We start from the raw sequence: 12955 nt of genomic DNA, 5'->3' as shown, positions 1-12955 counted from the left end.
AATAAATTTATTTATGCCCAAAAGCAAAAATATTTATTTTTCGTGCTACGCATCTCGAAATAATGCGTCCAAGTTTTCAGAGCAAATAAATTTATTTATGGGGTTTCCCCTCTGCTCCCTGCAAGAACTGCCCCTTTTCCTCTTCGTTGACCAATATCCGCTCAGTTCATGCTTTAGAGGTTCAGGTTTGCCAAGTCCAGTAAATGGTTGACGAACAATATCGTTAATCAGGGTGATAATCTTACGATGAATTTTCTTATCTTGTGCTGCCCAGTCGTTGAATTGTTCAAATGCCTCAAGAGCGAATGTTATATTCTTTATTCCATTCCTCAGGCGTAAAACTGACCAAGTTGGTCTTTGTTTCAATGTTTTCAATAGCCGTATTTGTTCCATCAAGGATTAGCTTTTATTCTTCAGTTTTGTTTAAGTCCTGTTATTCCCCTTATCTCCCCACTCCCCTATCCCGATTTATGATCCAAACGAGTCGCTTGCTCTAGGGCAGCTTTTTCTCTGGCTCGGCGAGCATAAGGTTGTAATTGAGTGCGATCGCAACTTGTTAAAATACTCAAGTTTTCTAAACTGATCCCCCGCATTAACATTTCTACACGCCAGGTTTGTTGTGCTTGTGCTGTGGCTGGCGTTTGTCCTTGGGGAGTTAACAATCCCTCACTCCATACTTGCCAACGTGTCTCAAGCTCTGATTCGGAGAGCGGTTTGCCTGTTTCATTCAAAAACATGGCTGTTTGAGCATCCTTACGGCTTTTTAGCCATTTAATCAGAGGATTATTCGTAAAAGAGCCGTAGCGTTTGCCCAAAATCCACTGATTCACAGGTACTTGACGGACAAATCCAGGGATTGTGATTTGCAGAAAGTGTCCTTGAGTCTCGTAGATTTGGTGCGATCGCTCCAAGCTAATTATTTCAGTAGCGGATAATCCAGCCCCAAATAACACATAAGCCAAGGCATAATCTCGGATTCCCAATTTCCTGGCTTGTTGCAGAATTTCGTGAACTAAACTAGCAGGCAAATCAGCTACTTCTGTGGTAGTCAACCCTCTTTGGAAGGAGTTTGTTGCTGATTCTGCTGAAGCTGACATCGCTCCATGTAAAAACAATTCCACCAAATTTTCGAGAAAATCATCCCGATCCTCCCAAAGTTCGTGAAATTCACTGGTGAACTCAATTACCGCATATCCCAAGATCATCCCATTCAACAAACTGGCTAATTTTTCTGCCGTTAAGTAGGTGTTTAAGTGTCCCTGCTGGATTACAGTAGCTAAATACTGAGCTACATAACGGTTTGCCTCTGTTACTCCCCTGCCTAGTGCGCGGCGATTTTCTGCCGGGAATTGGTCGGCTTCACCTACCACAGACCGGACGAACTCTGGCACTCGTTCTAGTGCATGCAAGCTATCACTTGCATAATCTTTAAGAGCTTGGTAAACATTGCCGGGAGGCGTTGCCCGCCGCACCAGCGATTCACCCAAATTCTTAAAAGCTGCGGACTCTTCCAGCACAGCCAAAAGTAGCCCATGCTTATTGCCAAAATTCCGAAATAGAGTCACTTCGTTGACTTCGGCTTTTTCAGCAATTTGGCGGGTTGTAGTGGCGCTGACTCCCTGAGCAGAAAACAACTCAAGTGCAGCTTGAATCAAGCGTTGACGAGTGGAAAAAAGTTGAGACGACATAGAAAAATGCAAGTGGCACTTGCAAGGGGATCAGAATCCTGCTAGGATAACAAATGTAAGTGACACTTGCTTTACTCTACTGTAACGAATCGGTGTACAGGTTGGGAAAATCCCTTGGGGGATGGCATCCGAGAAAAAGCAAATTCCTTCATCATCCATCAACAGGAATTTTTATGACCGCAAATTTTGGGGCGATCGCCCCTGAGAGAGGCAACTCACCTCAACTCAGTTGGACGAATGTAGTATTTTTTGCTGCATTTCATGCCTTAGCACTTCTGGCTCCTTGGTTTTTTTCCTGGTCAGCATTAGGTTTGCTAGTGTTTCTCCACTGGTTATTTGGGAGCATTGGTATTTGCCTGGGATATCACCGACTACTGAGCCATCGCAGTTTCCAAGTTCCCAAGTGGTTAGAGTATGCGATCGCCCTGATTGGAGCGCTGGCTTTGCAAGGGGGGCCAATTTTTTGGGTAGGTGGACACCGCCAGCATCACGCCCACACCGAAGACATTAATTTAGACCCCTATTCTGCTCAAAGAGGATTTTGGTGGAGCCATATACTGTGGATTTTCTACCCGCGTCCAGAATTTTTTGACTATGACACCTATAAAAAATATGCCCCTGACCTAGCAAGACAACCCTTTTATTGCTGGTTGGATCGCTACTTCTTGCTATTGCAAATACCCTTCGGGCTGCTGCTTTATGCCTTAGGAGGATGGTCTTTTGTATTCTACGGAGTGTTTCTCAGGTGTGTCTTGCTTTGGCACTCAACCTGGTTTGTGAACTCAGCATCACATCTGTGGGGTTATCGCACCTTTGATGCCAATGATGGCGCTCGTAATCTTTGGTGGGTATCCATCCTAACCTATGGAGAAGGATGGCACAACAACCATCATACTTATCCCCACATGGCGAAATCTGGGTTGTCTTGGTGGGAGATTGATGTTACTTGGTGGAGCATCCTAGTTTTGCAGACCTTGGGTTTAGCTAAAAAAGTTGTCTCGCGTCCCCCTCAAGGTGCAACTCACGGCTAAATTGCAACTAAACCATTATGAATTTGCTATGCCGACTGCTGATTTGCCGTCGGCTTACTAATTTTTAGAAGTCGATGAGCTTTTGAGATTGTCTAGTCTGAGGGCGCAGCTGATGAATCGCCCGCGATCGCTGTGGTAGATTTTTAACTGTGCTGTCTACTCGCCCCATCTCCTCAATATCCACACTATGAACATCGACCGATTGCAGGAACTTAAGAAAAAACTGACGGATGAAGCAGACTTGTCCCATATCTGGTTATTTTATATGGATCATTTTGCGGATCAGCCGGAATTCACCGACCTGGGTGAGCCTGCCTATAATGAATACCTAAATGCTGTCCTCTACAAAACTTGTCAGCAGATGTTTGGCAGGGAAATAAAGATTACTGACTTTTTGCTGATCTACATAGCTCCGTATCATTTATTTCATGGAGCTTTCCAAGTTGGAGGACGTATTGGGGGTGTGATTTATTTCGAGGAGATAAAAATTGGGTTACTTGCAGTGTCGGTGGATTATCCCTCTACCGATGTGGTTAAGTATTCACGTTTTTCTTTTATGATTCAACAGTCGGCATCTAATCACAATGATCGCAATTGAGAGAAGCACAAGGTATAAATGTTTCCAAAAAGTGCGATTGCATTTCTGGACAGGGCAGCCGCAGTTCTCAATTGCCGGTTGTTAGAACGAGGTTTTGTTGGGTTGCAACAAGACGAGCCGATTTCTCAAGGGCAGTGACTCTCACGAAAATACTCTACTGATTTATTCATCTTAATAGAGTATGTAAATTTACATTTATTATCTGCCATAAAGATTTATTTTATACAATATTAGGTATTTATCCTCTGTATAAGTACTGCAAATTTTGATTATAGCGATCGCTCCTTAACCTACTCTCATCACTGCCGCTATCTCCTGATATCCCTTGACAACATAAGTCATATTCGGGCATTGCCGCTACCCAAAAGACAATCAACTTCTCATTTTCGCCTTTGTATGCAGAGAAGAAAAAATGGTTGTTTTGAGCAACTATCCCCTGAATAGGTTATTGGAAGGGCTACACTGATCAAGTTGTATCAACGCCAAATCAAGCTGGCTCTTGTCCCCGAAAAAAGACAAACTTTCCGGCAAAATGTCTCGGATTTATTGATAACTGACTGTATTGTGGGATATCTGTTCTTTGTGGAGAGCCAAATATTTCACACCATGCTTCATACAAGGGCGATCGCTTGCCTACTATCATGCGATTGGCGTTCGGGAAATGAATGTATTTTAACTAGCAGTACGGACTTAATACCTAAAAGCCTTGATAAAGACACATTTTCGTCTACGTTACAGTAGATTTTGGTCGCTTCAGGCTTTAACATTAGGGGCAAAAAACTTTTGCAAGAGAACTAAAATATCTGCAATTTTAGGCTGCAAAATACGGATAACAGTGATATTTTTGCAACTGATGGGCGAGAGCCAATAGTCTGTATGTAGCACTTGAGTTACTGTTAGATTGGCGAGATTAGCGAAAGATACAGAAAACCAATCTAATTTTTGAAATACTAATCCTGGCAACCAGTCAGGCAATTTTGCTATTGGGCAACAGCATGAATTGGTTTAGTTGTAATTCGTGCTTTATAGCTTAACAGAGATTGGTTAATTAAGAGTTGGGGGGTGTGGAATCTCTGTACTAACTTAAATGTGACCGCTATATTTATCTAACAGTGCTTCCAACAAAGTCGCGTGAATTCCGAAAAGGTAATTCACTAATTTTGCCTGCAAATATTAATTTTATTCCAGAGCTATTCCAATGAAGACACTTCCGATTAGTAGATACAGATTTTTCCAAAAGCTCCAGCCTTTATCTCTATTAAAAAAAATCACTGGTAAGTCGGTTACTGGTTGTTTGCAGGTATTTAGTACGTCAGGTTCTTGGTCAATATATATGGACGAAGGTAAACTGATTTATGCCTGCTACTCAGAGAAAATGTTTGAACCGCTTTACAGAAATTTGCAACACTTGAGTCAGCAAATTTCTACTCTCCCTTGCGGAATTGACGAACAGTTGCGGGCGATATTTGAAACTGGTATTGAAAATCAGGCAATACCGAATCCAGATTATCTGGCTATTTGCTGGTTAGTTAATCAGAAATATATTAGTCCCTCTCAAGCGGCAATCCTAATAGAGCATTTGGCGCTAGAAGTTCTAGAATCATTTCTGAGCTTAGAACAGGGGAGTTATGAATTTATTCCTGAAAGCTTTCTGGATGACATGCCAAAGTTTTGTCATCTAAATCTCCGCTTACTGGTTGAACAATGTCAAACACCCCGAAGCGTTGGCGTTCGCGTTAGCGTCTCTGAAAGAGAAGTCTCTCGTAGAGCATCGCCAACTTCTCAATCGCACCCCTCAGAATTATTCCAAATAAATCAGCTACAACCTCAAGCCAAAACTACACTAAAGTTGCCTAGAACAAACGGCTATAAACCAGCAGCCTATTCTATGAATACTAATGCTCATAGAGGTCAGCGAATCATTCAACCGCCTGCTGAGAAAAAAATCTACACAATCTTCTGTATTGATGACAATCCTATGGTATTAAATGCTATTAAAAGTTATTTAGATGAGCAAACATTTTCTTTTGTCGGTGTTACCGACTCTTTGAAAGCTTTGATGCAGATTATCCACACAAAACCCGATATAATTTTGTTAGATATTTCGATGCCTAATTTAGATGGATATGAACTATGTTCTTTACTACGTAAACACACACACTTTAAAAATACACCTGTAATTATGGTGTCAGAAAAATCAAGATTTATAGATAGAGCAAAAGCCAAGATAGTCAGAGCATCAGGCTATTTAACCAAGCCTTTTACACAAGGGGATCTACTAAGAGTATTATTTAAACATATTGTTTAAGTTTTTAATAGATAAAATAACTACCTTATTGACTTTAGTTTTACTTTAAACAAGCTTTGCATCAATCATCAAATTGGACGACATGCAGATAAAATACTGTGCATCTTCACTACTTGTCCAATTACTGCGATCGCAGGCGCACCAAATCCAGTTTGCTCTACCTGTGTGACAATTGTCTTTAAGGTTCCAATCAATTCTTCTTGTTCTGGCCGCGTACCCCAGCGCACCAAAGCAATTGGCGTTTCTAAACTCAACCCAGATGTACTTAATTGTTCCACAATGTAAGGCAGATTGTGAATTCCCATATAAATTACAATGGTTTCGGAACCATGAGCGATCGCATTCCAATTTACTATTGGTCTATATTTACCCGCAGCTTCATGACCAGTAACAAATGTTACTGATGAACTATACAGCCGATGAGTCAAAGGAATACCTGCATAAGCTGCTGCTGCAATCCCCGAAGTAATACCTGGTACAACTTCCGTTGATATTCCAGCTTTTACTAATTCTTCCATCTCTTCGCCACCGCGACCAAAAATAAACGGATCACCACCCTTTAGCCGCACCACAATTGCATTATTCTGCGCTTTATCAATTAGCAATTGAGTTGTTTCTGACTGCAACAACGAATGTCTCCCTGCACGCTTACCAGCATTAATTTGCTCGGCTTGGGGATTAATCATTGCCAGAATTGCCGGACTCACTAAGGCATCATAGATGACTACATCTGCACATTCCAATAAACCTTTAGCCTTTAAGGTTATTAGTCCTGGATCTCCTGGCCCTGCACCTACTAAATAAACCTTTCCCAAATACTTGTTCTCCTGTTTTTCTGTGTGGTTCATCTATCTGTTAAATCCCAAATTAGCTCGGCTAATTCTGCACTTGCTCCCAAGGGTTGCGCCAACTGGAAAGTCACCGCAGAAAATTGTAATTTTAGCTCTTCTATTGAGGCAGCGATCGCATCGGTTATTCCACCAGCGAATAAAAAGTATGGCAAAATTGCAATTTCCCGATAACCGGCAGCTACCAACTCTTTCACCCGTGATTCTAAACTAGGAGGCCCAGCCCAATAAGCAGCCACTGCTCCCAAACTCGCCGCCATTGCTTCCACAGTTTCTTGTGAACCTGAGCGACGGCTACCATGAGCTAATAAAATCCATGCTTCTGTTTTTATAGCAGCTATTTGCTTTGCCAGCAATTTTTCTAAATTGGGGTGAGAGCCTAAGTATGGTTGCAACTCAATGATGATATCTTGACCAATAGCCTGTTGTGCTAGTGCTACTTCGGCGGGAATATCTGTCATTACATGCACTCCCGGCAGCAGAAATAGCGGTACAATTTTGAGATTATTCTCGTTTTGAGAGACTCTGCCATTGCAAAAAGCGCTCTTGGCAAATTGTTGAATCTGCTCGTGTAAAGCCTGAGAACTCATTTCCAAAGCAGCTATACCAACCAGATGTTCACTATTTGGCAATTTGTTAGATACCAGTTTTGCTAGTTCCTGCATAGCAATTTCTGGGCGGCGATCGCGACTTCCGTGAGATACTAATAGATAGGCAGATGACATTGGCAAAGCTTGAACTCTCAATTACTAATTCTCATATTTTACTTAAGATTAAGCTGGTGGTAATAGGTACTCTGGTGATTATTGAAACTATTATCAATTACTAAATACAAATATTTTGAATCACTTTTAACTTCTTCCTCTGCTGCTTCCCTTATTGCTCTTCGGCAGTGTAAGTATAAAATTGAGCAAAAGCTCCTACGGTTTCAAATTTGTAAGAAGGTATCCAAGAATTTATTTTTAAATCTGTACGGTAAATACTAAAAATAATGTAGTTTTGTCTTACTGTAGTCCTGGCAATAATTTCTTGGATTTGCGGGTTAGCAGAGTCAACCAACTTATCACAATTAAAACGGATTAAATTTTCTATAAGATTCGTTGTTTTTTTGCATACATCGGTTTTTAAGTATTTTGTCAGCCGTTGCACTGCATATTCTTCATATTCAACCTGACTGGGATTAGTCTTTGCCATTGTCACACCCAAGGCTGCGAGTCCTGCTGCTGCTCCAGTATATGCAATGATGGTTAAGGGTTTCATGTTTGCCAAGTAAAATTCATTGTAATCCTTAGATTCCAGAGACTCTAAATCAACTGAGTCCGTTCCTTGAACAAAAACTCTTGATCGCTTGCCAAATAATTGCTATAATTGAGATTGTTGAATGGCGAGCGTAGCCAAGTGGTTAAGGCAGTGGTTTGTGGTACCACCATTCGCGGGTTCGATTCCCGTCGTTCGCCCTACATAATTTCATAGTGATCCATAATTTGTTATAGAAGGTGAGTTGTGGTTTTGAAAGATCATAACCATTACTTTAGCAAGTATCTGCCCTCTACAAGTTAATGATTTGGAAGAGCCGCTAATGCACTATGATTTATCAGATTATCTTATAAGTAGTTTGATGTATATAAGGAAATCTACTTGCTTAATAAAAATTAAGTGTGTCATCTGCACTTACAGCGTTTTTCAGGTAGATGAAGTACACAGTAGGAGCATAGCAGTGCTGTGCCCTTAAGATCATCTGTACCTCACCAACTTGTAATGTGCTGTATCTTTTACAATACCTAAGCAACGCCGATAGTGCAGAAAGTTTGATCAGTTAAATTACCCAACAAAACTTTTGAAAGAATAATGCTCAATTGCCTTAGAGGTTGTTTGAAAAGTGGTTGGCTGTGATTTTAGGCAGTTATTGATATTGATCCTCCCTAACCCCCCTTTTTAAGGGGGGAACCGGAATCAAAGTCCCTCTTTTTAAGGGGAGCCAGTGGGGTCTTGGGGGTTTCCCCTATGAGCAACTGGCGTGGATTTAGGGGGATCTAAAACGTTTTGCTACCAATAAGAGGACTTTTCAAACATCCTCTTAGATTAACTAAATTGAATATCTTTAAGATCGCGGGCAATCTTGGCTAGGTTGTTCTTTCCCCAAGCAATTGTAGCATCGTATTGTGCTTTTTCATTGCTGAAATCCAAAGGGCCAAAAACTTCTATTTCTGGCTTGCAATAATAAATTGTGTCTGCAAAAGCTTGTCCAGAATTTTGATTTTTGATGTCTTTAAGGAAGTTTATTGTCCAGTTTTCCATAATCTCTAACGGATTCTCTCCTGAATTGTCCTCTTCTGCAAGAGTACCATTACTATTAGCTAGATTAATTCGTTCCAGTGGCACTGGTTCGGTCTTGACGAATTTGGGAGAGATAATGTAAATTTTATCAAACTTACTAAATTTGCTGACATAAGTCTCGAAAAACTCTCGATAACCAGCGAAAACCATATTACTTACGCCAAATCCTCCATCAAGAAATTTAGCATCGGTACCGTCTGCCATCTTAATAGAAGAAGATTGGGAACTGTCTTTGTAATAAAGTTTTTGCGGTGGAAAAATCTTTGGAATAGCAGTAGAACACATTAACGAAGAAACCAATTCAAGGTCAGCCTGGTGCGCTTTAATATTTGTAGAAATCTTCAAGTCACCGCTTGGAAGTAGTTCAGCAAATTCTGAAATATTTGTCAGCCAATAGTTTTTACTTGCATCTTTACCGGCATATCTTATAACAATTGCGCTCTTAAACGGCAAATTTTGGATCAGTTTGTAACCTACCTTCTCAGTGATTTGTGTTAATAGAGCACTGAGCGGTTCGGTGTTGAAAAAGCCTCCTTCTAGGTCACCATAGATTTGCGCTGTGGTCATAGGGAAGAGAATATTTTCCTTAAACTCAGTCCATGAAAGTGTTGGAGACTCACAAAAAGCGGCATTGAAAGCAAAGGACATTAGCGCTCCCGAACTCAGCCCACCAACGAATGTCACATCTTTAGTATCTAATATGCCTGGTACATCAGGAATATTACCGAGTAGTAAGTCTAAAATTCCCGCTTCTTGGGCGATAAGTGAAGCGGCTCCATTGAACAAAATTGCAGTTGACATTGTTTACTTCCTTATTTACTGGTGTTAAAAGTTTTAGCAGCTAAATTGAACATGAGTAACAATACAACACAAGGACAGTTAAGACACCTAGTATTTCAAATCTAGCTTGGCTTATCAATTGTTCCTTGACCTTTATGTGTTGCATATATTGCTAAAACAATGCTTTTTCTTGTGATTGAAAGAAAGCATTACTATCTATAAATAAAATATTATTAAAAAAAATACAAGGACAGTTAAGACCGTTAAGACCGTTAAGCAAACATTTAAATAACCTTCATAAAGCTATTAAGCAGCTTTATACTAACTTTATAATGTCTACTAACCTCGACTGTGCAATGGAGATAATCCACAATCGCTTTTAAAACCATTGATAAGTTTCGGCTGTGGCAAAAAAAGTAAGAAATTTGGGGCTAGATTTTCTTACTTTTGGAAGTAATGAAGTTATTTTCTAACATCTATCAAAAGAAATAAAAATTGTATTCCTTTAGTTAGAGCCAAAAATACTGAGTCATAGATACTTTAAGTAAAGTAGAACATGATTTAAGTGCCTGCTGAAAAGTTGATACTTATAGCTACACAGATAAATATAATTTATCTGTGTTATTTCGTGTTTATATGTGGTCTGAGAAAAGGTAGAGACTTATTTGTCTCGCTTTGAAAGTCAACAATGCAAACGTCGTCATCTAGTGGAGTTGCCATGTCTGAATTGCTTCAAGCAGTCTTAGATAGTGAAGAAAAAAGTGATTTGCGTTCCTTTATTAGTGAATTACGCCAACAAGAAAAGAAGTACTTGCTGCGAAACGACATACTTAATGTATATAGTGAGTATTGCTCAAAATCTCAGAAATCTGAGGCTTTTTATACTACCTCTGAGTTAGGCAAACTGATTTACTATACTCAGGAAATTATTCAAGAGGACTCAAACTTCTGCTTTATCATTCGTTCTAAAATTGCCAGTCAAGAAGTTTATTGGTTGACATCCGACTTGAGCATTGAGGCGATGACGGTGCAGGATTTGCTAGATTTGCGCGATCGCTTGGTGAACAAATTTCATCCTAATGAGGGCGACCTGCTAGAATTGGACTTCGGCCCGTTTTATGACTACAGCCCAGCAATCCGCGATCCCAAAAATATTGGTAAGGGGGTGCAGTTTCTTAACCGCTATTTATCCAGCCAACTATTTCAAGACTCCAAACAATTGCTAGACAGCTTGTTTAATTTCTTGCGTCTGCACCAATACAACGGCGTTCAGCTGCTGATTAATGATCGCATTCAATCACAGCAGCAACTTTCTGAGCAAGTTAAGAAAGCCATAACTTTTGTTAACAATCGCCCCGACGATGAAACCTACGAAAAATTCCGGTTCCAATTGCAGACAATGGGTTTTGAACCGGGATGGGGTAACATTGCAAGGCGAGTCCGGGAAACCCTAAATATTCTCGATGAATTGATTGATTCTCCCGATCCTCAAACCCTAGAAGCCTTCATTTCTCGCATCCCGATGATTTTTAAAATCGTCTTGGTGTCAATTCACGGTTGGTTTGGGCAAGAGGGAGTTTTGGGGCGTCCCGATACTGGCGGTCAGGTAGTTTATGTCCTTGACCAGGCAAAGAGTCTAGAAAAGCAGCTACAAGAAGATGTCCTGCTAGCTGGTTTAGAGGGATTGAATGTCCAGCCAAAGGTGATTATTCTCACCCGCTTGATTCCCAATAGTGATGGCACCCTTTGTAACCAACGGCTAGAAAAAGTCCACGGTACTGAAAACGCCTGGATTTTGCGAGTACCTTTACGGGAATTCAATCCCAAGATGACGCAAAATTGGATTTCCCGGTTTGAGTTTTGGCCTTACCTAGAAACCTACGCCATTGATTCAGAAAGAGAACTGCTAGCAGAATTTCAAGGTAGACCAGACTTAATTGTGGGTAATTATACTGATGGAAATCTAGTAGCGTTTTTGCTGGCGCGACGGCTGAAAGTTACTCAATGTAATGTTGCCCATGCGTTGGAAAAATCTAAATACTTGTTCAGTAACCTCTACTGGCAAGATTTGGAGGATAAATATCATTTTTCCTTGCAATTCACTGCTGATTTGCTGGCAATGAATGCTGCCAATTTCATCATTAGCAGCACCTACCAAGAAATTGTCGGGACACCGGATAGTGTAGGACAGTACGAGTCTTATAAATGCTTCACCATGCCGGAGTTGTACCATGTGACGAATGGGATTGAACTATTTAGTCCTAAATTTAATGTCGTACCGCCTGGAGTAAACGAGAATTACTATTTTCCTTACTCGCAGACTCAAGACAGAGTGGAGAGCGATCGCCAACGCCTTGCAGAAATACTCTTTACCCTGGAAGACCCCGCGCAAATCTTTGGCAAACTTGACGATCCTAGCAAGCGTCCTCTCTTCTCAATGGCGCGTCTTGATCGGATCAAAAACCTCACAGGTTTAGCTGAATGCTTTGGTCAAAATAAAGAATTACAAGAACATTGCAACTTAATTTTGGTAGCGGGTAAGTTGCGTGTAGAAGAATCAGGCGACAATGAAGAACGCGACGAAATTATCAAACTCTACCAAATAATTGACCAGTACAATCTCCACGGAAAGATTCGTTGGTTGGGTGTACGCCTGTCTAAAACTGATTCTGGTGAAATTTACCGAGTAATTGCCGATCATCAGGGAATTTTTGTACAACCAGCTTTATTTGAAGCTTTTGGTTTGACAATTTTAGAGGCGATGGTTTCAGGATTACCGACTTTTGCCACACAGTTTGGTGGGCCACTGGAGATTATTCAAGATAAAGTTAATGGCTTTTACATTAACCCAACGAATTTAGACGAGACAGCCACAAAAGTTGTAGAATTTATCATCAAGTGCGAACAGAACCCTAACTATTGGAATGAAATCTCCCAGCGAGGAATTGACCGGGTTTGCAGCACTTATACTTGGAAAATTCATACTACCAAGCTGTTATCATTAGCACGGATTTATGGCTTCTGGAACTTTACCTCGAAGGAGAACCGGGAAGATTTGTTGCGCTATATTGAGGCTTTATTCTATTTAATTTACAAGCCAAGAGCGCAACAGCTATTAGAGCAACACAAGTACCGATAATCAGTTAGAAGGGATAAGCTATTCCATCTTTAACTCAATGCGTTTAGGTTGAAGATTTTTGGTATGTAGAGACGTTGCAATCCAACGTCTCTACAAAGGATTTTTGGCTTAATCCAAGCCTATTGACATTTAGCGCGCATCATTTCCGGGCTAGATGAGCTAAATTACAATTATTATTAAGTCTATTTGTCAAACAAGTAGCCCAAAAGCTTAAAAATCAGGAGAT

Annotated in this window: 12 protein-coding genes and 1 tRNA gene; 5 read left to right on the top strand and 8 right to left on the bottom strand. The window is 40.6% G+C overall.

Features of this window, described 5'->3' with window-relative positions; genetic code table 11:
* Nucleotides 1–45 precede the first annotated feature (45 nt).
* Nucleotides 46–393, bottom strand: coding sequence for a Txe/YoeB family addiction module toxin (locus F8S12_RS40875; protein WP_230968219.1), 348 nt, complete (start codon nt 391–393; stop codon nt 46–48).
* Nucleotides 394–458: 65 nt separating this feature from the next.
* The gene (locus F8S12_RS23660) at nt 459–1688 is read right to left on the bottom strand and encodes a TetR family transcriptional regulator (protein ID WP_196518763.1); all 1230 of its coding nucleotides are present in this window, start codon (nt 1686–1688) and stop codon (nt 459–461) included.
* A gap of 173 nt (nt 1689–1861) precedes the next feature.
* On the opposite strand from F8S12_RS23660, the gene F8S12_RS23655 reads away from it, so the two are divergent.
* Entirely contained in the window at nt 1862–2719 is an 858-nt protein-coding gene (locus tag F8S12_RS23655) for an acyl-CoA desaturase (RefSeq protein ID WP_196518762.1), read from the top strand.
* A 187-nt stretch (nt 2720–2906) separates the two neighbouring features.
* Nucleotides 2907–3317 (top strand): hypothetical protein, encoded by a 411-nt coding sequence (locus F8S12_RS23650; protein WP_196518761.1) that lies wholly within the window; start codon nt 2907–2909, stop codon nt 3315–3317.
* 487 nt (nt 3318–3804) lie between these two features.
* Here F8S12_RS23650 and F8S12_RS23645 read toward each other — a convergent pair whose 3' ends face one another.
* The gene (locus F8S12_RS23645; RefSeq protein ID WP_196518760.1) at nt 3805–3960 is read right to left on the bottom strand and encodes a hypothetical protein; all 156 of its coding nucleotides are present in this window, start codon (nt 3958–3960) and stop codon (nt 3805–3807) included.
* Between the two features lie 110 nt (nt 3961–4070).
* Nucleotides 4071–4292 (bottom strand): hypothetical protein, encoded by a 222-nt coding sequence (locus F8S12_RS23640; RefSeq protein ID WP_196518759.1) that lies wholly within the window; start codon nt 4290–4292, stop codon nt 4071–4073.
* Between the two features lie 223 nt (nt 4293–4515).
* Between F8S12_RS23640 and F8S12_RS23635 the strand changes: the two genes are divergently transcribed.
* The gene (locus F8S12_RS23635) at nt 4516–5625 is read left to right on the top strand and encodes a response regulator (RefSeq protein WP_196518758.1); all 1110 of its coding nucleotides are present in this window, start codon (nt 4516–4518) and stop codon (nt 5623–5625) included.
* A gap of 68 nt (nt 5626–5693) precedes the next feature.
* On the opposite strand, the gene cobA is transcribed toward F8S12_RS23635, so the two are convergent.
* From cobA to F8S12_RS23620, 3 genes are all read right to left on the bottom strand, one after another.
* Nucleotides 5694–6473 carry a uroporphyrinogen-III C-methyltransferase gene (cobA, locus tag F8S12_RS23630; RefSeq protein ID WP_196518757.1) on the bottom strand — a complete coding sequence of 260 codons (780 nt, stop codon included), beginning with the start codon at nt 6471–6473 and terminating at the stop codon, nt 5694–5696.
* Nucleotides 6470–7198, bottom strand: a complete 729-nt coding sequence (locus tag F8S12_RS23625) for a sirohydrochlorin chelatase (protein ID WP_196518756.1) — start codon at nt 7196–7198, stop codon at nt 6470–6472. The genes cobA and F8S12_RS23625 overlap by 4 nt, the downstream gene beginning before the upstream one ends.
* Before the next feature lie 151 nt (nt 7199–7349).
* The gene (locus tag F8S12_RS23620; protein WP_196518755.1) at nt 7350–7733 is read right to left on the bottom strand and encodes a DUF4359 domain-containing protein; all 384 of its coding nucleotides are present in this window, start codon (nt 7731–7733) and stop codon (nt 7350–7352) included.
* 124 nt (nt 7734–7857) lie between these two features.
* Between F8S12_RS23620 and F8S12_RS23615 the strand changes: the two genes are divergently transcribed.
* Nucleotides 7858–7930 (top strand) — tRNA-His (locus tag F8S12_RS23615).
* Between the two features lie 625 nt (nt 7931–8555).
* Here F8S12_RS23615 and F8S12_RS23610 read toward each other — a convergent pair.
* Nucleotides 8556–9611, bottom strand: a complete 1056-nt coding sequence (locus F8S12_RS23610; protein ID WP_196518754.1) for a hypothetical protein — start codon at nt 9609–9611, stop codon at nt 8556–8558.
* Between the two features lie 697 nt (nt 9612–10308).
* On the opposite strand from F8S12_RS23610, the gene F8S12_RS23605 reads away from it, so the two are divergent.
* Nucleotides 10309–12729 carry a sucrose synthase gene (locus tag F8S12_RS23605; protein WP_196518753.1) on the top strand — a complete coding sequence of 807 codons (2421 nt, stop codon included), beginning with the start codon at nt 10309–10311 and terminating at the stop codon, nt 12727–12729.
* Nucleotides 12730–12955 lie beyond the last annotated feature (226 nt).

Source organism: Nostoc sp. WHI, assembly GCF_015714725.1.
Taxonomy (GTDB): Bacteria; Cyanobacteriota; Cyanobacteriia; order Cyanobacteriales; family Nostocaceae; genus Nostoc.
This window is presented reverse-complemented; position numbering and strand designations above follow the sequence as displayed.